Origin of the sequence: Methanocalculus natronophilus, assembly GCF_038751955.1 — an archaeon.
In the GTDB taxonomy this organism is placed as follows: Archaea; Halobacteriota; Methanomicrobia; order Methanomicrobiales; family Methanocorpusculaceae; genus Methanocalculus; species Methanocalculus natronophilus.
In genome coordinates this window covers 28,865-50,578 of the sequence record NZ_JBCEXH010000005.1, presented here as the reverse complement: position 1 = coordinate 50,578, position 21,714 = coordinate 28,865, and the positions used below count along the sequence as shown (strand labels likewise).

Sequence of the window (21,714 nt, the reverse complement as noted above, 5' to 3'; positions counted from 1 at the left end):
GCCCCCGAAGTATTCCCGCCCCTCCCGCGCCAGCATCTGCGGCCGCCCAGTACAACCTCTCTTGCGAAGCATGTGAGGACGGGGACGGGGCGGTTGGGGAAAAACGCCTCAGTGAACAGATCCTAATGATGATGCAAACACCTGATAACCAGATGATGACTCGCCCCCTTGTAAAACCCATAAGAATCAGCGAAGAACCAAAAAGACTCTACCGGGCAGGCAGGTGCCGGCCACCCAGCAGCGCCGCATAGATGGCAGTGCCTGCAAGCACAATGGTTGCACCTGAGGGGAGATCGAAATAATACGACAGGGCGATCCCCGCTCCCACCGCCAGGATGCCGATACAGACAGCGGCTGCCATCATGGTGGAGAGTCTCCGGGTATAGAGCCTGGCACCTGCAGCAGGCAGTGTCAGCAGCGCGATAACCAGGATGATCCCGACCACCGAGATGAGGAGGACGACGCTGAGCGCAACCATGAGGAAGAGGATCAGCGTGAGTGCAGAGACAGGGAGACCACGGACGGCTGCATACTCAGCATCAAATGCAACAGCAGAAAGCCTTGCAAAGAGGACTGACACCAGGGCGAGGATCAGCGCAACAAGCACTGTCATCAGGATCAGGTCACTATCAGGGACGAGGAGGATGTTTCCGAAGAGGTAGCTGAAGAGATCCGGCGCATATCCTGGTGAAAGGGCGACGAAGATGATACCGACTGCCATTCCGGCAGCCCAGATCGCACCGGTGATGGTATCAGTCTCCTGCAGCTCACGGTCATGCAGGTACCACATCAGAACAGCGCATCCGATGGTGAAGAGACCCGCACCGAGCAGCGGATCAATCCCGATGAAATAGCCAAGACCAACACCGCCGAATGCCGCATGGGCGATACCTCCGCTTGTTGCCACCATCCGCCTGACAACAACAAAGCTCCCGACCACACCGCAGGCAACAGCAGCAAGAAGCCCTGCGATGATGGCGTTCTGGAAGAACCCGTATCCGAGAATCTCAATCATCGCCGCCCCCATGCTCCCTGAGCACCCGGTGTGGCACACCATGGGCGATCAGGTCAACCGGACAGCCATAGACCCTGGTGAGCATATCATCGGTGATCACCGCATCACCATGCGTATACAGGTGGCGGTTTAAGCAGGCGATCCTGTTTACTTTCCCAGATATTGCCCCGATATCATGGGTGACGATGAGTATGGTCATCTCTTCAAGCAGCTCCTCAATCAGGGAGAAGAACTGCTCTTCAGCCGGAGCATCAATATAGACTGTTGGCTCGTCAAGGATGAGAAGGCGGGGCATTCCTGCCAGTGCACGGGCAATGATCGCACGCTGCTGTTCACCCCCTGAGAGACTTTGAATCGGGTGATCTCTCTTCTCCCAGAGCCCTGCTCTTTGGAGCGCCTGCTCACCTGCGTCATAATCCTGCCTGCTGTACCGCCCGAAAATACCTGGTAGAAAGGGGAGCCTGCTCTGGAGCACCATCTCAAGGAGCGTCATGGGAAATGAGAAGTCAAATGAATGGAACTGGGGGACATACCCGATTCTGCGTCTTCCCTCAAAAACATCCATTCCAAAGATCCGGATGCTGCCACCTGCAACCGGCAGAAGCCCAAGCACTGCACGGAGCAGCGTTGTCTTCCCCCCGCCGTTTGGGCCAATCAAAGCGGCAAAATCGTGTTCACAGATGCTCCAGCTGACATCCTCAAGTACCGTATGGGTGCCGAAGCGGACGGTGAGGTTCTCAATCTGAAGCGCTTTTTTCATCCCAATGCTCCTGTGAGAGCGTCTGCCACCGTCTGGAAATTCTCGAGGTACGCTTCAGCAAGGGGATCGATCTCCACCACGGTACCATCAATCTCTCTCGCAATGACTTCTGCTGCCTTTGGTGAGAACTGCGGCTCGACAAAGATGACACCGATCCCATCTCTCTCTGCTCTCCTGATGACAGACTGGATCTCCCGTGCAGTCGGTTCCCTGCCCCCCACATGGATGGCGATCTGTTCGAGCCCATAATCCCGTGCAAAATAACCCCAGGCATCATGGGTGACGATGAATCCATTGATCCTGGTTTCGGCAAAAGAGGCGTTCAGGTACGAGTCGACCTCGTCTACCTGTCGGATATATGCTTCCAGGTTCTTCAGGTAGAGCTCCTCGTTCCCTGGATCTGCTTCAATGAGTGCATGAGCGATTGTATCTGCCATGACAGCCCCGTTTCGTGGAGAGAGCCAGGTATGGGGGTCATACCCCCCGCCAGCATGGTGGTGGCAGCATCCCCCGGCATCTATCAGGTCGATTCCGGACGAGAGGTCGATGACGGCCATCTCCGGGTTGAGCTGCTCAAGCCTCCCGGCAAGCTGATCCTCAAACGGAAGGAGGCCCGGCCCAATCCTGAAGAACAATGCTGATCCGGATATCCTGCTGATCCGGGCCGGTGTCGGTTCATAGGTATGGGGTTCTGATCCCGGCGGGACAACAACCGCAACAGAGATCCGCTCACCTCCGACTGCCTCTGCAATCTCTTTCAATGGGGGGATGGAGACGGCCACCGGGATGGCAGCCTCGTCCTGCGAGGTATGTGCCTGCAGGCATCCGGGAACAGAAGAGACTACAAGGAGCATGAGCAGGAGTGGGAGCATGCTCTTCATAATGTCACCCTCCAGTTTCCGGGCAGCACTCGCCATCATGCATAATCGGGCCGCAGACTGAGATCACCGGGTGGCCAAGTGATGCACAGATCCGGTTCACCGCCTCCCGTGAGACATGATGCTCAAACTGTTCTGCCTCGCTGCAGGCTTCGCCCGGGCCAAACCCATAGTGCGAGAGGAGCAGGGTCAGGATCCTGTGCCGTCTCTGTATGAATACGGCGATCCGCTCGCCTTTTTCGGTAAGGGCTGCATCGGTGTAGGGTGCATGGGTGAGATAGCCCGCCTCAGTCAGCTCGCGGATCACCTTGGATCCGGTCGGGTTCGATACCCCAAAATTTCGGGCGATCTCTGTTGTCCGTACACGTCCCCCGGCTTCAAGAATAAATTTCAGGTATGCGGCTTTCCGTGGCGGAACCTCCTCCTCTCCCTGGTACTCCATGACCCGGATTATGGTTGCCGGGAAGAAAAAGTTTCCCTCAGGTAAACTTCAGGAGAAGACTGCCGGGTATATCTTTGAAGGCTGCCAAGTACAGTCTGAGGTAGTCTCATTATGGGAGTGAAGCGATCCTTTCAAAAGCCTGTACTGGTCGTAAGCCGGTGTATCGAGTTTGATCATGTCAGGTATAACGGTGATATGATCAGTAGCGCGGTTGTCGCATCAATGAAGCCGTTTGTGACCTTTCTCCCGGTCTGTCCGGAGGTTGAAATCGGGCTTGGGATTCCACGCGATACCATACGGATTGTCCAAAGAGATGGAGAAGAACGGTTAATCCAGCCATCCACCGGACGGGATCTCACGAATCTGATGCAGGAGTTCTGCTCCGAATTCCTTGATACAATTCCGCCAGTGGATGGGTTCATCATGAAGAATAAGTCTCCAACCTCCGGGATCTCTGATGTGAAACGGTATCCTTCGGAGAGTAAATCAGCCTCCGCCGGGAAAGGCCCGGGTTTTTTCGGGGGAATGATACTTGATAGATTCTCCGGCTATCCGGTAGAAGATGAGGGGCGACTCCGGAACAGGAGAATACGGGATCATTTCCTCACACGCATCTTTCTTCTTGCCGATCTGAGGCATGCAGAAGAGACCGGGTCAATAAACGCTCTCATACGACTCCATACAGAAAACAAACTCCTCTACCTCTCATACAGCCAGGTGATGCTCAAAAAACTTGGGAGAATCGTTGCAAATGCCGGAAAGAAACCCGTCCAACAGGTCTTTTTGGAGTATAGGGAGGCCCTGTCCGGTGGTATGAAGGCAGGGCCGCGCTATACTGCGGAGATAAATGTCATCCTGCATGCATTTGGATTCCTGAAAGACTCGCTCTCACGGGATGAGAAAGCCTTCTTCCTTGAGGAGCTGGATGCATACCGGCAGGGCAGGAACCAGGTTACTCATCTCAAGACGCTTCTTCGGGGCTGGATCCTGAGGGATAAGACGACCGCACTCGCAGAACAGACCTGGTTTGCCCCGTTCCCTGATTCGTTCATGGTGCTTGATCCTGAAGATACCGGACGTGGACGGGAGATGTGGGGATCAGATATCAGCTGATACGCTCTCCAACCAGGTAATGCACCTTGTGATCAGTGATCCTGACACGGTGCCTGCTTCCCATTTCGAGGGGTTCAGTGATGATAACCGGCCGGTATGCAGCATCACGGGCAGTCACGGTCTGCTCTTTCACAACCTCGGTGACGATCACTTCCATCTCCAACCCGATAAACCGCTCATAGACGCCTGAAAAAATCTCCCGTGCAAGAGCGGTTGCCTGCCGTGACCGATCCTTTTTGAACCGATCCGGCATATCCCGCCAGTCAGCAGCAGGCGTCCCGCTCCGCCGTGAGTACCTGGTGATATTGATCTTCTCAGGCCGGATCTCTCGCAGCAGATCAAGCGTCTCCCCAAACTCCGAATCGGTCTCGCCTGGAAACCCGCATATGATGTCTGTTGAGATCCTGGCAGATGGAAAACTCTTCTGTATTGCCCTGATAATCTCCCTCGTATCATCGGCTGTATAGCTCCGTCCCATCCTCTGCAGAACCTGATCTGATCCGGACTGGATCGGGATATGGAAGAACGAAAAGATACGCTCTGTCTCACATGAGCGGAGAACAGCCTTGAGAATGGGTTTGAGGGTATCCGGGTTCATCATCCCGATACGGATCCGGTGATCACCAACAATCTCTCCAAGCGCATCCAGGAGAGAGCTGAGATCAGATCCGATATCCCTCCCCCACGCCGAGACATCCTGGGCAGTCAGCTGGATCTCAACTGCACCCTGCGCAATGAGATCGCCTGCCTCCTGTATGATCTCCTCTGCGGGGTGGCTGACGAGATCACCTCGTGCCTTCTTCGTGATGCAGTAGGTGCAGTGGCCGGCGCAGCCTTTTGCGATCTGGAGAGCGGCAACAGATCCGGACTGCTGGTGCCCGCTCGTTGCAAGGAACGTTGGATGGATCAGCTCAGGGTCGATCACCATGCCACCACACCCCGGCTCAACTGCGGGCAGGCATCCGGTGACAAACAGTTCCCTCCCTGAAAGAGCCTTTATCCTGGCCCTCATCTGCCGTTCTGTCCGCTCAATAACAATACAGGTATTCAGGATGAGGCACTCGGCATCTTCAGCAGATTCAGTAATCAGACACCCCTGGTTCTTCAGGATAACCTCGAGCTTCTTTGAATCCGCATAATTGTAGGTGCACCCGTAGGTCTCGATGAAGACACGCCGGTCTCTGATTTCAGCTAGTGGATCTGGACGCACGCTGCTCTCTCTGGTCATCTCTGCTGCCTATATATCAGTCAGCACAGGGGGAAAAAGACACCTGATGCGGTATAAACTGATGCGGTATATGAAGGTATGATCACTAACCCTCTGCATCTCCCTGATTCAGATCCGGGAGGAGGATATATCAGATCCGCCTGCATGGATTCTACAGAGGTGAAGTGAGCAATGCAGAATCAGGAACCTGAAGCAACTGAGGAGATGACTATGAATCGGATCCGCAGAATCCGGGAATTTGCAGCCCGTTATTCCCCCGACACACCCCACGACGAGCAGGTGAGAACGAATGCCCTACAGCTCTTTGACGCGCTTCAATCCCTCCATCATCTCTCAGACGATGACCGCTTCATCCTGGAGGCTGCAACGCTTCTCCATGATATCGGGTGGAGCCGTGGCATCTCTGCTCATCATAAGAGCGGCAGCAGGATGATCCGGGAGGACACAACCCTTCCCCTCACGGAACGAGAGAGGGACCTGGTTGCCCAGCTCATCCGGTATCACCGCAAAGCCCTCCCGGCACCTGCTCACGGGCGGTTTGCGGCTCTGGATGAACATGACAAAGCACGGCTCCGGATGCTTGCGGCCATACTCAGGGTTGCCGACGGACTCGATCGCACCCACCAGTCACTGGTTGAAACGATTACAGCCACCTTCACCCCGGATATGGTTACAATCCGGTGTCTTGCCAGGGGTGAAGGCTATGCAGAACGGGAGTATGCAAAAAAGAAATCCGATCTCTTCGAAGATATCTTCTCACGAAAACTGCATACTGAGTGGGAGCGCTTCAGCTAACGGGAAAACCGTCTGGCAACCCGCTCAAGCCAGGACTTCCGCAGTTCACGTTCCCTGAGATCGTCTTCAAGCTCCCTCACCTGTGACCAGAGTGTCCTGAGTTCATCACGTGACGCCTGGAGATCACCCCTGAGAAGACCGATCTCGTGGAGTATCCGTTCGGTATTTGTCTCCATCCCGTTCCGGATAGCTCCAATCCGGTGATCCATATGGCTTGTTGCCTCAAGAGTCCTGTTCGCAGCCAGCACAACCTCATCAAGCAGCTCCGGACGCGGCGGCGGTGGACGGGATTCCTTTTTTTCCGGAGCATCAGATCCCTCATCAGGGGCAAGCTCCTGGAGAGGTTTCCCACCCTTTAACACCATGACGATACCTTCACGGGACATCCCCTGTGCGGTGAGGTCTGCAATCACCCGGAACCGTTTCAGTGCGCTCTCTTCATAGAGCCGGACTTTTCCTATTGCCTTGTGGGGGAGAAACTCATCATATTCATCTGCGTACTGCCGGATCAGCTCCTCCCGAAGGGAGAGGAGATCGGCAATCTCTGGTATCCTGAGCCGGTCATGGTCTGTCATCATGAAGATCAACTGCTTCCTTTTCTGTTGGATTCAGGATATATACTCTTATCTGCTCCAGTGCCGGCCAGCTGAATTATTGTCGAGGAGAAAGACCTTATCTCTGTATGAATATAAGATAGTACTCATAAATGGACGATCAGCCCAGAGATCCCGACACGTCATCAGGCAGCGTTTTTCGTGGTGTAGCGATCAAGAAAGAGCCCTTCACCGTATCGGTAGATACAAGCCGGATTCTGCTTGCTCCAGAATCCGGGGCCGGCCAGGATCGGGAATTTAAGGGCTCCGTCATCTTTGATGCAGTACCCGAGACCGATGGCGAGGGTCTTCCCGCACTTGCGCTTGCAATCAGGACACCAGGCGGCATCAAAAGAATCGTCCTCTCGTTTCCTGAATGGGCAGGAGGAGCCTCAGGGCGGGACAGGCTGGAAGCGCAGGTGCAGCAGGTGACCAGGGATGCTCTACCGTCTGGATCAGCACCAGGACCTGGAGACGAAACAATCACCATCCCCGGTATCCTGATCAAGGGAACCGGCTTTGCTCTTGGCATCTCCTCCCAGGAAGTCACGCTTACACCTGAAAACCCTGCAGAAAAAAAACGGATATTCCCACGGGACTCAGTCGTTGATGCAACCGCAGAGACCGGTGAGACGGGTATCCCCCAGCTTATGCTTGGTATCACGACCCCGGGTGGCAGAAGGCAGCTCCTCCTCGCATTTCCGGAGCATGCGGGTGGCGCTCGGGCCCGTGACCGGGCAGTCGGGCTGATCACAGCTCCTGTCAACAAAAAGACACCTGCAGCTTCAACAACACCATCCCCAAAACCTCTTCTTCTCCCGGGAATCGCCATCAAGGGCCACTCTTTCAATGCCGAACTCCTCCCGGACAGGATCCGGCTTTCTCCAGAGAACGGGGATGGCAGAACAAGGGAGTTTGTACGGGACGCGATCTTTGATGTCACGGCCGAGTTCACCTCCGAAGGCATCCATTCAGCAGCCCTTGCAATTAACACGCCAGGGGGGATCCAGACGATGATCCTTTCCTTCTCAGAAGACGCAGGTGGGGCCGGTGGCCGGGATCAGTTCATTTCATACGTACATGCGATCATCAACAGGAGACCGTTTGAATCTGATTTTAGGGCACCTTCCCCAAAGAAACAACAGCCCCGGATGGAGTATCCCATCTGCCAGAGATCCTGCCTGATGCTTGAAGAAGAACAGGTGGGTCTCCTCCTCACCTCAAAACGCCTGATCATATACGAAGGAGATGCCGATTCGGTTGCAGTCATTGAAGAGTTTCCGGCACGCTGTATACTTGACGCCTCCCCGACACTTGATCTCGAGGGGAGGCCTGCAATGGTTGTCTCGTTCCTCTCAGAAGAAAAAGAGATCATTGAACGGCGAATTGTCTTTGAGGATCCTGCTGAGCGCGACTCCTGGATCTCTCTTCTCACCGCAGATGAGCTTCCTCCGCCATTGATTGACAATACTGCAGACGAGGCTCTATCCCTTCCGGATCAGGGACAGGACATGCCTCTCGAGGAGCACGAAGAGGAGGACGAAACGGCTGTTGATGGATTCGGTAGGGAAGAAGAACCTCCCGGGGAGGCGTACGTCCAGCCTGCAGAACGCTGTCCAGCCTGCAGAACGCTGACGCTCCCTGAGAGTCCCTGGTGCGATATCTGCGGCATCCGTCTTTCAGCAGATCGTGACTGGCGCGGCCTGGATGAATATGTACTCATGCTCCCGGAGGAGACTGTAGCACTTCCTCCTGATCCGAAACGGGAGCCCGGACGCCTGAAGACCTTCCTTTTTACCCCATCAGCAGCAGAGCGGTTCAGGGACGATCCCATCCGGCTGCCGCTCCTCTTCTTCCTCACCTCGATACTTGTCTGCATACTCGGCAACATTGCGGTTATCGGGTTTTTTTCAACCTATACATCGTTTGATGAGTCTCTCTACCCGATCATATCGGCTTTGATCACCGATCCTGTGATCATGGCAACCTTTACGGCAACAGCCCTTTTTGCAGCTCTTCTCTCTGCAACTATTGCCGCAACACTTGGCTATCTCATCGTCGGAAGGGAGGAAGGGAGTTTTCGCAAGGTGCTTGGGATCACATTCTATTCTTCCCTCCCCTTTGGCATCATCGGTATCGTGCCACTTCTTGGTATTCTGACAGCTCCACTCTGGTCTGTACTGATCCTCTCAGGAGCGCTCAGGAGTGCATTTGACTTCTCTGTTCCTGCCTCCTTCTTCCCTCCTGTTGCAAGCAACATCGCTCTATTCGTCGCCCTCCTCCTCATCACAGGTGGTTTTCTCTGATGCGATCCCTTCTTCTTGTGTTCCTTGCTCTCCTGCTCCTCTGCGGGATCGCTTCTGCTGTCAACGTGATGGTCGAGAGCGACACAAAAAGCGGCGTCATCCCCGCACAGATTACATTCACCGGTTCGGTCTCAGGAAATGAAACCGGGGTTACCGAATGGTCATGGCAGTTCAGGAGGGTCGGTGATCCGATAACAGCAACGCCAATTGTTGCCAGTGGAAGAACTGTCACACCGACATTCAACCGTCCGGGTACATGGCGTGGTGTCCTGCATGTCGTAACTGATGGAGAGAACTTCCAGAGCCGGCCATATGAGGTGGTGATCTATGAAGGTGATTATGTCCCCATCCCTGGATTCACGGCATCTGCAACCTCTGGCACTGCCCCGCTTACCGTTACCTTCACCGATGATTCAACCCATAAGCCGACGAGCTGGCACTGGAATTTTGGTGATGGTGCTTCAGGAACAGGACCGAGAGTGACCCATACCTATACAGAACCCGGCACCTACTCGATAACCCTCAGGATTGAAAACCCCGCCGGGAGCTTCTCGCAGACATGGCGTGATAAGATTACTGTCTATCAAAGGCCCGTTGCTGCCTTCTCTGTAGATGAGACAAGTGGAGAACCACCCTTTACGGTTTCATTTACAGATGAATCCCGTGGTGGGATCACCACATGGGAGTGGGATTTTGGTGATGGGGAACAATCATCAGAGCAAAACCCGGTTCATACCTATGAACGGCCGGGTGTCTATCCCGTCAGGCTCAAAGTCCATAATCCATATGATTCTGACACCCTTGTCAGGGACAACCTCGTTATTGTCGCTACCAGGCCTGTTGTTGATTTTACAGCAGATGTAGTTCGTGGCAGTCCTCCACTGACAGTTCAGTTCACGGATATATCAGGGGGCAATCCAAACCAGTGGAGATGGGATTTTGGTGACGGGAAAACTGCCCGTACCCGGAATCCTGAGCATACCTACCAGTATCCGGGCACATTCAAAGTGACGCTCACCGCATCAGGCGGCCAGGTGTCGGGGTCACTCTCCCGCAGCGGCTATATTACTGTCATTGCACTTCCTGAAGCGGATTTTTCCGTGGATAGGACAATCGGGTCAGCACCACTGAAGGTCAGGTTCTCGGATAAATCCAGTGGCGGAGCTGAAGCATGGAGATGGGATTTTGGTGATGGAAAAATCAGCAGGGATCGCCACCCTGAACATATCTATACCGAACCCGGCACCTATACGGTTACCCAGACCGTCAGGAACGAATTTGGCTTTGATGTTGTTCAAAAGACCGATCTCATTACCGTCATGCAACCGACTGTAACACCGGTTCCCGAGCCCGAAGATCCAGAAACAATGACTGTAACGGCAAATGACTCATCTGTTACCAACAGGTCGCCGGCATTTGATCTTTCTCTTGATATTCCATTTATTAATCCAAAAGATCTCTTCTCCGAGTATATCCGGCTCATCAGGGAGATAATGGATGCGCAGCGTCTCTGATGGCCGGCCTTCTGTCAAAGAACATCTGAAGCCATCGTTCAACACAGGCAAACCGCCAGAGATCTGCTGAATACGGTGACCGTCCATTGAGAAAAGAATGGTACTCCTCAAGCACACAGCCCGCATCCCAGTAGGGTCTCTTCAAAAAGCTCTCTGATTCAAAGAGAGAGAGCATCATCCCGGCCAGCTCATCCCTCATCCAGGCAGCCTCGGGAGTCGGAAATTCCATCGTATCATCGCGGTTCCTGACGGCGTCCGGGACAATTCCTACAACCGCCTCCCGAAGCACCCATTTTGTCCTCCCAAATCTCACCTTCTGGTCAAGCGGCAGGGACGCGATGTACCCGGCAACCCGGTAATCCAGAAACGGCATTCTTGCCTCAATTGAGAAGGCACTTGAGTTTCTGTCCTCATAATGCAGGAGAGCAGGGAGATTCGTCTCCATGAGCTCCCGTTTCAGAATTTCTGAGAGAGTTCCGCTGTACCGGTTGATTGATGGAATCTCTCCCCTGATACATCTTCTCCGTCTTCTCTGGATCGCACGTTGTGCTTTCGCATCAAGGAAAAAGGAGAAATGGCGACGAAATACCTGATACCATACTGAAAGTGCCTTCAGATAGTGTCCCCCTGCCAGGAACTCCCGTCCAAGGGCAGGCAGGTACCCGATATACCCGGCCAGTTCCTCGTCAGCACCATGGCTGTCCAGGACGACCTTCACGTGCCTGCCTGCTTCCCGCATTACACAGTACTGGGAATAGCAGGCGAGGGATCCAAACGGCTCATCCATCATATAGAGCATATCGGCAACATCGTCCCTGAAACCGGCGGGGCCTGGGAATATCCGTTCATTGGCAGCACCGGTTGCATCAAGGATGCTATCCATAGATCCTCTCTCCTCAGATCCGGGATCCGCAACCTGGGCAGAGAAGGTCTTCTGCACATCTCCCACACTATCAGGTGACTCCGTCCTGATGAGCCGGTTGATCAGGGCGGTGACGGTGGCAGAGTTGATACCGCCAGAGAGGCATGTACCGACCGGCACATCAGATCGAAGCCTGAGCCGGATGGCATCCTCAAGCAGGTGATTCAGTGTCCCGCTGGCTTTCTTCCCGGTTTCTGGATCAGATGCAGTTTCAGAACTGACATCCGGATCAAAGTAGCATTCATACTCCTCTTCCCCGGATGGCAGGAAGGTGATGCTATGGCCACCCCGGATCTGGTGCACCCCGGCAAACATCGTCCTGTCAGTGTGGTCATGGATACCCCATGCAAGAAACGTCCTGACCATCTCGTCATCGGGCTCCCTCCCCACCATGGGGTGGAGAAGGAGCGCCTTGATCTCAGATGCAAAGAGTATCCCGCCGTCAACCCTGGTATAGTAGAAGGGCTTGATCCCAAACCTGTCCCGTGCGCAGAAGAGGGTCTCGTCATGGGTGTTATAGATGGCAAACGCCCACATGCCATTAAACCTGGAGAGGCAGTCCCGCCCCCACTCTTCATATGCATGAAGGATCACCTCGGCATCGGTTTCTGTAGTGAACCGGTGGCCAGATCTGATCAGTTCAGTCCGAAGTTCAGGATAATTGAAGAGCTCTCCATTATACACCATCCAGAGGGTTCCGTTCTCATTTGCCATCGGCTGCCTGCCGGCATCAGAGAGATCCAGTATGGCAAGCCGCCGGTGAGCCAGGCAGACCCTCCCGGAAGAGAAGATACCGCCCCCATCAGGTCCCCGGTGCCTGAGGACCTCGCTCATATTCCTGACGAGATCCCTGTCAGGGGACCCGATTTGAAACTGAAAAGAGCCTGCTATACCGGACATAAAAAAATAGAGTGTTCTCAGTTGCGATAAATGCTGCTACTCGTCATTTTGTTTTGGAACACCTGAGAGGTCGCAGGAGGCGTCGCATTCTGCACCATTCACGACACGGTAGGCATCAGCAAGCACTGCTGCGTTTGCAAGCAGTCCGGCAATCAGTACGGCTTCGAGGATCTCTTCCCGTGTTGCACCTTTTGCCTGTGCTGCTTTCATATGATACTCGACACAATGGCTGCATTTCAATGCCGCACCGACTGCCAGGCTGATCAGCTCCACCACTTTCGGCTCAAGGGTTGAGAGCTGGGTGACGGATCCTTTGTATAAAAGATGGGAGATGAGAACCTCGGGCTTCTCGCTCATTCTCTGGAATATCAGCGGGACTGCACCATATTCCTCCTCTATCTGATCAAGCCAGCACCTGGCTGTCCTGGCTGATCCCTCCTCCCTGATACGCTGGATTATTGCATCAAATTCCATTACCGGCTACACCACGATATGAGTTTCTGAGAAGGGTTTGACCTGCACCAATATGTAGTCACGCATTCGTGACGGGCGTATCCTGGCAACATCTCCGAGGAGCACCCCCTCCTCAAGTGTGAGTTTTTTGATCGTGGCTGCATACCGGTCAAAGGGGAGCTTGATCCTCAGTCCTGCAAGCTGAACCGTCAGGGGGGTTGGAGAATAGACTTCATGAATCTCAGGAACCTGCTCTTCGATCACCTCTTTCAGCCGGGCCGGAGAGACGGAGAGTGGATCTTTTGCTATCTCGTCGCGGGTGACATTGAGCACCCTTGCAACCTCGTCGACCACGGCATCAAGCCGTCCGATATCAGCTTCTGTTCTGGTCCGGTGCATAAACCGTCCGAGATTCCCGACGTACCCGGCAGCCGGTGGATCCGTGATCCGCCGGAGCGCCTCTTCCGGGGGTGCACCGGTCAGGATGATCGGCACATGCACACCACGGCGGAGTGTATCAAACTTCTGCTCGATACAGGTTTCGAAATTACCGAGCACATAGACGGCGCAGTCATGCTCATTGATGACATCCCGCTCCTCGTCATTCAGCTGGGCGATCCGTTTCCCAAACCCACGGGCAAGACCGACCATATTCGTCTTTGCACCAACAGTCCTGAGGTATTCTGCGATGTCGCAGGCTGAATGCGGGAGATGATGAATCTCAAGGCTTGGGATGACAACAGCAATCTCTGTCCCGACAAGGGGTGATTCACTCACCTCACCAGCAAGAGGCCGGGTGAATTCGGTGAAACGCGAAATATCGTCTTTTGGTATCAGTACCTGAAGGACGATCTCCTGGGCGATATCATGTTTCTGGATGATATAGCCGCCGAGATCCTCGATATAATCCACAACCTCGTCATGGCGGTAGATACCGCCGGTATAGGTTATAGGGACAAGAATCATGTGAGCTCCTCCCCGATCAGGGTAAACTGCCCTCTGATGATATCCTCAATCACATGCTCAGGCAGGGTATTTTCACTTGCAGCATAGAAAAACTGCCGTTTTCCATAATACTGCCTCCTGACCTTGAAGCCTTCAGGAGCGATCACGGTCATCGCATAGATGAGATCACGGAGAACCGTCTCAGACCGATCCGCAACTTCCAGCGACTCAAACTCAGCCGGAATCGCCACATTCGAGATGACAATGGTGAACCGGTCGGGCTGATCGACGTTATCATGGCCGAAGAGCTCGTATAACCGCGAGAGGAAGGTGGCGAGATAGGTCTCGTCCCTGACCGATATGACGGCGCTGTCCCCACGATCATGGATGGATCCGATATCTGATACCCGGACAGCAGATCCTGCATCACGGATGGTGCCGACCGCAACAAAGATGGGAAGTTTCGGATCGATATAGATCCTGAGCCTGGAGATGACTGATGTGAGGTTATGATCCAGGAGGACCGTTTCTGTGATCTGCCTGTAGAAGTTCCTGCCAACCTCCTCGAAACATTCCACCTCAAACTGTTCCATCATCGTCATACGCCAGACTCACTCCGTCTTCTGGTCGATATACCCCGACGCCAGGAGGGCAGCACCGGTAGCGCCGATGTATTGTGAATGGTGAGGGACAACAATCTCGGTCTGGAGGAGATCTCCCATGGCACGGACAAGCCCATCGATAAGCGATGTCCCGCCGACCATAATCACCGGCTCCCGGATATCGACCTCCTGGAGCTGCTGCTCAAAGACCTGTTCTGCAACCGAATGGCAGGCAGCAGCAGCCACATCTTCGGGAGTGCTGCCAGCAGCAAGCGCATTCACAAGACTCTGTGTCCCAAAGACGATACAGTAGCTGTTCATCGGGACATCATCTGACATCCCCTTCATTGCAAGGGGTCCAAGCTCGGTTATGTCAATACCAAGCCTCTTTGCAGTCATCTCAAGGAACCGGCCGCTCGCACCGGCACAGATTCCGCCCATCGTGAATGTCCCCGGGATGCCGTCCATCACTGATATTGCCTTGTTATCCATACCGCCGATATCAATAACTGTTGACGGGCCGCGCTGGGTTTCTGCAAGATAGACCGCACCCTTTGAATTGACGGTCAGCTCCTCCTGGATGAGATCCGCATTCAGGTGTTTTCCGATCAGAAACCGGCCATAGCCGGTTGTTCCGATAGCCTCGATATCGTCCCTTGCAAGACCCGCTTCAGAAAGTGCGTTCTCTACCACGAGATCAGCTGATTTTAAGACCTCTGTTGTCGGCTCCCACCCGGTTCCGATGATCTCGTCGTCTTTCATCACAATGCACTTTGTTGTTGATGAACCCGAGTCAACACCCAGCGTGATCCCGGTCTGCTCTTCACGGGCGAGGAGGGCACGCCGGCGTGCGATGGTGGTCAGCGCCTCCATCCTTGTAAGCAGGGTGCCTGAGGTGGTCCGTTCCGTAAACGAGTAGGAGACGACCGGCAGGGTCGAATTCATATGAATATAGCGGCGGAGCTCGGTTCTGACAATTGCCGCCTCGGCACACCTGAAACAGCTTCCGATGAAGACCGCATCAGCATCCACCGTTCCCGCAACAAGTGCTTCTGCCCGTGCGATTGCGAGTTTCAGGTCAGGGCTCTTCACATTCAGCCCAAAAGAATCAAAACTCTTCCTCAGATCCTGGAGTGACAGGTCGGGATAGAAGACTTCTGCATCGACTGACCGGGCTGCCTGATCAATCTCTGCCTGGATGCCGGAATATTCAGCTCCGCAGGTGAGTTGTGCAATCCTGACGGGTTTTGTCATGCGTCTTCACCCCCAAGATCCGTAAGAAACGATTTGATTGCTGCAACAAAGCTGACACCCTCATCTTTTGTCTTTGGATAGTCAAGGTCGAGAACAGGAATTCCCTTCTGTTTCAGCAGGAATATCAGCAGTTCGTTTGTACGGGCACATCCCATGCAGCCGAAGGCAAAATCTGCTTCCTGGATGATAATTGCAGCCTCTGCTGATTCAATCAGGGGGCCATAGAGGGCCATTCTCCCCCGCACCCCGGAGGGCACTTCAACTGCTGCCCAGTGCAGGCCGACCTTGGGATCTTCAGGTGTGATCTGGAGCGGTGGAGAATCAAACCCGCCTGCCTGGATATGTTCGCGGACAGAGAGCGCAGAACCAAGGGGTTCATGCCCGTACCGCGCGACAAGGTCAGAGAGCATCAGGCTTGTTGCCGGATAGATGAAGACTTTCGCCATGAGTCAGGCCTCCTCTGTATCAATAAGACTGGCGAGTTCTTCAATATCAAGGAAGCGTTCTTTTTTACCGGTTTCTATGGCTTTTCTGAGGTCATTCTCTTTCATGGTATCCGTCTCTTTCAATCCGTGTGAAATAAATCGCGCAATCTGCATCTCAAATTCGTGCCCAAGATAGCCCGGCCTCGATCCGCCGAGGTTTGCCCTGCATCTCCGCTCATCTCCCGGCGGGAATCCCCGGTCCTTGATGAAGATGTGATGGGGATCAAGTCTCCGGAGCATCTCTTCGATCCGGCGGACCTCATCTGCCGTCCCGGTAATCATTACGCCAAAACAGGTCTCCTTGATCATCACGCCCATTGCAACTTCATATGCGGCGATGGCAAGATCCTGCGGCGTGACAGTCGGGGAATCGACAAAGACATACCTGGTTACTGTTCCGACATAGCCGGGTGTATACTCCTTCATTCCTTCACCTCCCTGATATAGACGATATCTCCTTCCTTGTAAGAAGCGAGCTTATCAACATCAATGATCCTGCCGATGATGTTTGTTCCTTCAAATGGTTCAGCAGTCGGCCCGAACTCGGAATTTTCTGATACACGGACTCCGACAAGTCCTGCACCCCTGCGTGAGGCATTTGTCATCCCAAGTGATTGTGGAGGGACTACGGCCTCGGGGGTATTCTCCGGGATGATATTGATCTTCTCTGGAATGTCGGGTTCAAAGAGCCAGACATCATCAAAGGTGAAGAAGAAGGGGAGTATGCCGACCGAATAGAGCTTCAGTCCCGTAAATCTCCTGAATATATCGACGGTGCGTGGTGCTTTCTCCTCATCGAGCGTGATGTCGATGACATCCTCCTCCACCATGGTGGTGAGTGTCACCGCTTTCTCATCAAGCACCTCAAGGGTTGTTGCCGGTTCCTGGCTGATCACAACCCGGTTGCTGCCGTTTCCTTCAACATCTGAGGAGACGGTGACGCCATACCGGCTCGCAAACGCAATCGCATCCTCAAGGTACATACCGAGGAGATCGATACGATCCGGTTCGGTGACCGTCGCACACCGCTCCCCTTCACCAATGAGCCTGACCAGTTCTATACCGTGCGTCACCTCGCCTGCAACCGTGTGGTGGGGACTTGTTGCCACATCCTCGCGGTAGATGTAGATGGCACCGGTCTTCTTCCCTTTTGTCCGGATAGTGACTGCCCCCTCGCGCCTGGGCAGTTTCTGTTCATGAGGCACATCAAGAGCGCCGAGATGGGCGTCCATACAGTGGGTTGATGTTGCCCTCTCTGCATGGAACACGCCGCTCTGAAGGCTGAAGAGGAGGTGCTCTGCAGATCGGGCATTACTGCAGTCAATTGTCTCTTGAGTATAGCCGTCTGCCCTGATCCGGATGTATGAGACGATCTCCATCCCATCTTCAAGCGGGATCGAGAGATCTCTGGTTGTGGAAGCAGTTGTGGTATCTGCCCAGCTGATCATCTTCTCAATTGCGGTGATGGAATCTCCTGTTGCGAGCCTGTCAATGACGGCACGGCCTGCAACAACACGGCCGATGATGCCGCCATCAGATCCTGCTCCATGATCTGCCTGGTGTTCCTGCCGTGAGATGATCAGGTACGATCTCCTGGGATCATATCCACCGCAGCCGATGAGCAGATCACCTCTTCCATACCGGGACGCCCTCCTCGCCGGGGAAAAAACAGCAGGGAACGGGCCGAATGCCACTGCATAGCGGTCACTCCAGTGCACACCAGAAGCTATGTCGGGATCTGCGGGGTCAGGGAGGGTGACCTCTCCATCAGGTATCTCCACGACAAACTCACCTGAGGTTGTGACGAAACGATAGTGCCGGGTCGTCTCTTCAGAGACAGTACCGGGGCGGATGACAGCAACCGAGAGGTTGGGATCGTGATCGGGAAGGATATCCTTAATGCATGATCCCTCCTCCACCTGGACCTGACTGCCATCCAGGCTGACAGATATCATGTTACTCTCCCTGCTGTGCCTGACTCATGATATCCTTCTCTTCTGAGGTGAGGAGATCCATGATCTCCTGGGTTGGCCCGATTGCGACAATCTTGCCACCGCGCATCAGTGCTGCCCGATCACAGATATCAGATACAAATTCCATGTCATGGGCAACGATGACGAATGTCTCCTCCATCTCTTCACGGGCATGGAGGATAGAATGCTTGACATCGACTTTTGTGATCGGATCCATTGTTCCGGTTGGCTCATCAAGGATGATGATCCGCGGCTCACGTATCAGCACCTGTGCGAGTGCAACGCGGTGCCGCTCTCCTTCAGAGAGGCTGTTTGGCTGGCGGTTTAGGATGGCACGCCCTTTCTCCTCGGTAAACCCTGCCATCTTCAGGGTGATCATCGCCTTCCGTATCGCGAGCTCTTTTGGAAATTCAAGCCCGATAGAGTCGGTAAGGTTGTCAAGAACGGTTCGGTGGGGGAAGAGGTCGTACTCCTGGTGGAGGAGCCCGATATATGTCTTGGCACGGCCACGGAACTGGTAGCCGGGCTTGCCCATATCGATCCAGTCCTCACCGATCTGGATCTCGAGCTTTCCGCTTGTTGGTTCAAGAATGCCTGCTATCATCCGTGAGAGAGTCGTCTTTCCTGCTCCACTTGTCCCGATGATCCCAAAGATCTCTTTCTCTTTTATATCGAATGTGACACCGTCCACCGCACGGATCACACCCCTGTCAACCGAGATATACCGCTTCTTCAGATTATCTGAACGGATGAGCGCATTTCCGGTCTCAACCTTGTTGAAGACCTCCCCGTCTGAGTGCTCCTTCATGAATGTGGCAATAACCTCAGTGGGTGTTCCGGTGGCGGTGATCTCACCATCTGCGATGAGTATTGCACGATCGGCAACATCCTCTATTGCCTGGGCGAAGTGGGAGGTGATGATCATCCCCATTGTTGCGGAACTGGCTGCCTCCTTCAGCATTTCATGAACCACACGTGCCATCTTTGGATCCAGGGTTCCGGTTGGTTCATCTGCAAAAAGGAGGAACGGCTCTTTTGCCAGCTGGCGCGCAAGAACGACACGCTGTTTTTCTCCACCTGAGAGATCCCGTGCGATATGCATCATCCGGTGGGAAAGGCGGACCTCATCAAGGAGATCTGCTGCACGTGATACGGCTTTTCCAGAGGGATAGCCTGTATCCTCAAGAGCTTTCATGACGTTCTCGATGACGCGATCATTCCCATACAGCGCAAAGGTTCTCTGGAACATTATCGCTGTCCGTTTCATCAGGCTCCGCCTGATCTGCTCATCATCGTTCCAGAGATCCACATCTTTTGCCTGCAATGTTCCCCCCGGACAACGCGGACAGGCTGATCCTGCTGCGCTTTGCAGTTCGATCCGGTTACATGCATCGCAGGTGGAGATATGGTAGATGATCCGCCCCTCAGTCGGCGGCTGATCAATGCCGCGGATAAGATGGATCAGAACAGTCTTCCCGGCACCACTTCTCCCGATGATGCCAACCGTCTCTCCTTCAGCAAATTCAAGGTTGATATTACTCAGCACCCGGGTGCCATTAAAATCCATGCACAGGTTTTCGACAGTGATGAAAGGTTTCATGAAGCAGCCTCTGATATGTTATGTAGAGTAAGGAGCATATTAGTCTTTATATATGAACAGCGTTCCCTGGATCTGATCGCTGCAGCCCTTCCCCAATGCCAATGATCTCGCCAATGGTATGGATGGTATAGTCGGCTGCATTACAGAGTGCCTCGATTCGCTCTCCCGGCTGCTGCTCCGACAGAACAGCAATATCTGCCTCCCGCATAGCCCTGAGATCATTGATCCCGTCCCCGACCATCACGACTGTACCGTAATTCTCTTTTAATCTTCGTACAATCTCTGCCTTCATTGTCGGGGTGGCGACGCCAAAGATCCGATCATGCGGAATACCAAGAAAATCTCCTATCTTTTCAAGTTTTGATCCCCGGTCTCCCGATGCAATAAAGGTGGCAACCCCCATCCTGTGCAGCCTGCTTATCGTCTCCTTTGCTCCGGGAAAGGGGCTGCCGCCTGCGGTGATGGTAAACTCTATGGACTGTGTCCGTACATTGAGAATCACACCCGAATTGATCGCCATTACCGGCTTGATATTGCTGCACCGATGCCAGACATGCCGGATCGTCTCCTGGAGATCACAAACACGTGCATCTCTGTCATGGTACAGGATCTCGGCAACCTCCTCCTGTGCTATCACCCGCCGTCCACAGGAAATGCCAAAATCAATTGCTTCCTGCCTGAGATACGCTGACAGGGGCATGTCCCCGTCAGCCTTGATCACATCCTCGGAACGGATATGGAGGAGAACGAGGATCCTGTCGGCATCATCGAAAGTCAGGGTTGTCGACTCGACATCTTCGATGAGGTTTCCTGCGGGGATGTCCTTTGCCACCCGGTAGGTCCGGAGCAGCGTTCCGGCACTATCAAAAACAATTGCAATCGTCATCTGTCCACCACCTGTATACCACCTTTATCTATGATAAGGAACGTCGGTTCATATATGCCACTGATCGAAACAGCAGAAGGGATCCGCTCAATGCAGATCCGGGGTGCGGGGAGGATTGCACGGGCAGCAGCCGGAGCACTCCGCGATCATGCCAGAGAGATTGATGCCGCCGGGCTTAGTCATTTCGTCTCGTTCATGGAAGATGCTGCAGAGCTGCTTCGTTCAACACGCCCAACAGCTGTCTCGCTTCCAAATGCCATCCATATCGTCATGCGGGATATCCACCAGGCATCCGATACCGAAGAAGCGCGCAGATCGGTGATCCGGAACGCAGAGGCGTTCATTGAATCCTCTGAGATGGCAGTCTCACGGATCGCACGTATGGGGGCAAACCAGATCAATGATGGCGACTCTGTCCTCACCCATTGCAATTCCGAAGCTGCACTTGCCTGTATCATCGAGGCACACCGGCAGGGCAGGGAGATCGAGGTGTATGCAACAGAGGTGAGGCCGTGGAACCAGGGTCATCTCACAATTGAGACCCTCAACCGCCACGAGATCAAAACCCACTTTATCGTCGATTCCGCTGTGCGGGTCTTTATTCATGATGTGGACTGTGCGATTGCCGGTGCGGATGCCGTCTGTGCAAACGGCAGTGTCATCAATAAGATCGGCACCTCCCAGATCGCCCTTGCTGCATATGAGGCGGGGACGAAGATGATCATTGCTGCTGAAACATACAAGTTCGCTCCAAAGACACTGCTTGGTGAGATGATACCAATCGAAGAGCGGAGCGGATCAGAAGTTCTCCCTGACGAGATGGCAGCAAAACTTCCCTTTGTCAGGGTCAGAAACCCGGTTTTTGACCTGACACCTGCCGCATACATCGATTCGATCATAACAGAGGCAGGCGTGATACCGCCTGGCTATGCGCCTGCCATCATCAGGGATCATCTCGGCTGGGATATCAAAATGATTGATCGCGAGTTGCAAACAGGCAGTTTTGGTTCTCCCTGACGAGATGGCAGCATGATACTTTTTTCTTTTGAA

General features: G+C 53.9%; 21 protein-coding genes. 5 read left to right on the top strand and 16 right to left on the bottom strand.

All coding sequences use genetic code 11. The features are described from left to right. Positions 1–208: 208 nt before the first annotated feature. The 4 genes from ABCO64_RS07125 to ABCO64_RS07110 are packed head-to-tail and all read right to left on the bottom strand — an operon-like array spanning position 209 to position 3,095. Complete coding sequence (locus tag ABCO64_RS07125; protein ID WP_253459963.1) at positions 209–1,015, bottom strand: metal ABC transporter permease; 807 nt, start codon at positions 1,013–1,015, stop codon at positions 209–211. After that, the gene (locus ABCO64_RS07120; RefSeq protein WP_253459966.1) at positions 1,008–1,775 is read right to left on the bottom strand and encodes a metal ABC transporter ATP-binding protein; all 768 of its coding nucleotides are present in this window, start codon (positions 1,773–1,775) and stop codon (positions 1,008–1,010) included. Before ABCO64_RS07120 ends, ABCO64_RS07125 begins: the two co-directional genes overlap by 8 nt. Beyond that, complete coding sequence (locus ABCO64_RS07115; RefSeq protein WP_253459969.1) at positions 1,772–2,656, bottom strand: metal ABC transporter solute-binding protein, Zn/Mn family; 885 nt, start codon at positions 2,654–2,656, stop codon at positions 1,772–1,774. Before ABCO64_RS07115 ends, ABCO64_RS07120 begins: the two co-directional genes overlap by 4 nt. Before the next feature lie 4 nt (positions 2,657–2,660). Then, the gene (locus ABCO64_RS07110) at positions 2,661–3,095 is read right to left on the bottom strand and encodes a metal-dependent transcriptional regulator (protein ID WP_253459972.1); all 435 of its coding nucleotides are present in this window, start codon (positions 3,093–3,095) and stop codon (positions 2,661–2,663) included. A gap of 111 nt (positions 3,096–3,206) precedes the next feature. On the opposite strand from ABCO64_RS07110, the gene ABCO64_RS07105 reads away from it, so the two are divergent. Next, positions 3,207–4,208 carry a YbgA family protein gene (locus ABCO64_RS07105; protein WP_253459975.1) on the top strand — a complete coding sequence of 334 codons (1,002 nt, stop codon included), beginning with the start codon at positions 3,207–3,209 and terminating at the stop codon, positions 4,206–4,208. On the opposite strand, the gene ABCO64_RS07100 is transcribed toward ABCO64_RS07105, so the two are convergent. Then, positions 4,201–5,436, bottom strand: a complete 1,236-nt coding sequence (locus ABCO64_RS07100) for a tRNA (N(6)-L-threonylcarbamoyladenosine(37)-C(2))-methylthiotransferase (RefSeq protein WP_253459978.1) — start codon at positions 5,434–5,436, stop codon at positions 4,201–4,203. The two genes, ABCO64_RS07105 and ABCO64_RS07100, sit on opposite strands and share 8 nt — an antisense overlap. A 171-nt stretch (positions 5,437–5,607) precedes the next feature. Between ABCO64_RS07100 and ABCO64_RS07095 the strand changes: the two genes are divergently transcribed. Beyond that, on the top strand, positions 5,608–6,231 hold the full coding sequence (locus tag ABCO64_RS07095; RefSeq protein ID WP_253459981.1) for an HD domain-containing protein: 624 nt from the start codon (positions 5,608–5,610) through the stop codon (positions 6,229–6,231). Here ABCO64_RS07095 and ABCO64_RS07090 read toward each other — a convergent pair. Next, entirely contained in the window at positions 6,228–6,809 is a 582-nt protein-coding gene (locus tag ABCO64_RS07090; protein ID WP_253459984.1) for a MerR family transcriptional regulator, read from the bottom strand. The two genes, ABCO64_RS07095 and ABCO64_RS07090, sit on opposite strands and share 4 nt — an antisense overlap. 128 nt (positions 6,810–6,937) lie before the next feature. On the opposite strand from ABCO64_RS07090, the gene ABCO64_RS07085 reads away from it, so the two are divergent. Further along, positions 6,938–9,130 carry a Yip1 family protein gene (locus ABCO64_RS07085; protein WP_253459987.1) on the top strand — a complete coding sequence of 731 codons (2,193 nt, stop codon included), beginning with the start codon at positions 6,938–6,940 and terminating at the stop codon, positions 9,128–9,130. Beyond that, on the top strand, positions 9,130–10,644 hold the full coding sequence (locus ABCO64_RS07080; RefSeq protein ID WP_253459990.1) for a PKD domain-containing protein: 1,515 nt from the start codon (positions 9,130–9,132) through the stop codon (positions 10,642–10,644). The genes ABCO64_RS07085 and ABCO64_RS07080 overlap by 1 nt, the downstream gene beginning before the upstream one ends. Here the strand turns inward: ABCO64_RS07080 and asnB are convergent. Genes asnB through ABCO64_RS07030 form a run of 10 tightly spaced genes read right to left on the bottom strand, consistent with a single transcriptional unit; the run spans position 10,613 to position 20,664 of the window. Further along, entirely contained in the window at positions 10,613–12,466 is a 1,854-nt protein-coding gene (gene asnB / locus ABCO64_RS07075; RefSeq protein WP_343089308.1) for an asparagine synthase (glutamine-hydrolyzing), read from the bottom strand. The two genes, ABCO64_RS07080 and asnB, sit on opposite strands and share 32 nt — an antisense overlap. A gap of 36 nt (positions 12,467–12,502) precedes the next feature. Continuing rightward, positions 12,503–12,940 carry a carboxymuconolactone decarboxylase family protein gene (locus ABCO64_RS07070; protein WP_253459406.1) on the bottom strand — a complete coding sequence of 146 codons (438 nt, stop codon included), beginning with the start codon at positions 12,938–12,940 and terminating at the stop codon, positions 12,503–12,505. Between the two features lie 6 nt (positions 12,941–12,946). Further along, positions 12,947–13,885, bottom strand: a complete 939-nt coding sequence (locus ABCO64_RS07065; RefSeq protein ID WP_253459403.1) for a methanogenesis marker 7 protein — start codon at positions 13,883–13,885, stop codon at positions 12,947–12,949. Then, positions 13,882–14,466 (bottom strand): methanogenesis marker 17 protein, encoded by a 585-nt coding sequence (locus ABCO64_RS07060; protein WP_253459400.1) that lies wholly within the window; start codon positions 14,464–14,466, stop codon positions 13,882–13,884. The genes ABCO64_RS07065 and ABCO64_RS07060 overlap by 4 nt, the downstream gene beginning before the upstream one ends. Before the next feature lie 9 nt (positions 14,467–14,475). Further along, the gene (locus tag ABCO64_RS07055; protein ID WP_253459398.1) at positions 14,476–15,720 is read right to left on the bottom strand and encodes a methanogenesis marker 15 protein; all 1,245 of its coding nucleotides are present in this window, start codon (positions 15,718–15,720) and stop codon (positions 14,476–14,478) included. Beyond that, complete coding sequence (locus tag ABCO64_RS07050; protein ID WP_253459395.1) at positions 15,717–16,166, bottom strand: methanogenesis marker 5 protein; 450 nt, start codon at positions 16,164–16,166, stop codon at positions 15,717–15,719. The genes ABCO64_RS07055 and ABCO64_RS07050 overlap by 4 nt, the downstream gene beginning before the upstream one ends. Positions 16,167–16,169: 3 nt before the next feature. After that, entirely contained in the window at positions 16,170–16,631 is a 462-nt protein-coding gene (locus tag ABCO64_RS07045) for a methanogenesis marker 6 protein (protein ID WP_253459392.1), read from the bottom strand. Further along, entirely contained in the window at positions 16,628–18,160 is a 1,533-nt protein-coding gene (mmp3, locus tag ABCO64_RS07040; protein WP_253459389.1) for a methyl-coenzyme M reductase-associated protein Mmp3, read from the bottom strand. Before mmp3 ends, ABCO64_RS07045 begins: the two co-directional genes overlap by 4 nt. A 1-nt stretch (position 18,161) precedes the next feature. Continuing rightward, a complete protein-coding gene (gene atwA / locus ABCO64_RS07035) occupies positions 18,162–19,778 on the bottom strand; it encodes a methyl coenzyme M reductase system, component A2 (RefSeq protein WP_253459386.1) in 1,617 nt (538 codons plus the stop codon). Positions 19,779–19,824: 46 nt separating this feature from the next. Further along, positions 19,825–20,664 (bottom strand): HAD-IC family P-type ATPase, encoded by an 840-nt coding sequence (locus ABCO64_RS07030; RefSeq protein WP_253459383.1) that lies wholly within the window; start codon positions 20,662–20,664, stop codon positions 19,825–19,827. Positions 20,665–20,718: 54 nt separating this feature from the next. Between ABCO64_RS07030 and ABCO64_RS07025 the strand changes: the two genes are divergently transcribed. Continuing rightward, positions 20,719–21,681 carry a ribose 1,5-bisphosphate isomerase gene (locus ABCO64_RS07025; RefSeq protein WP_253459371.1) on the top strand — a complete coding sequence of 321 codons (963 nt, stop codon included), beginning with the start codon at positions 20,719–20,721 and terminating at the stop codon, positions 21,679–21,681. Positions 21,682–21,714: the final 33 nt, after the last annotated feature.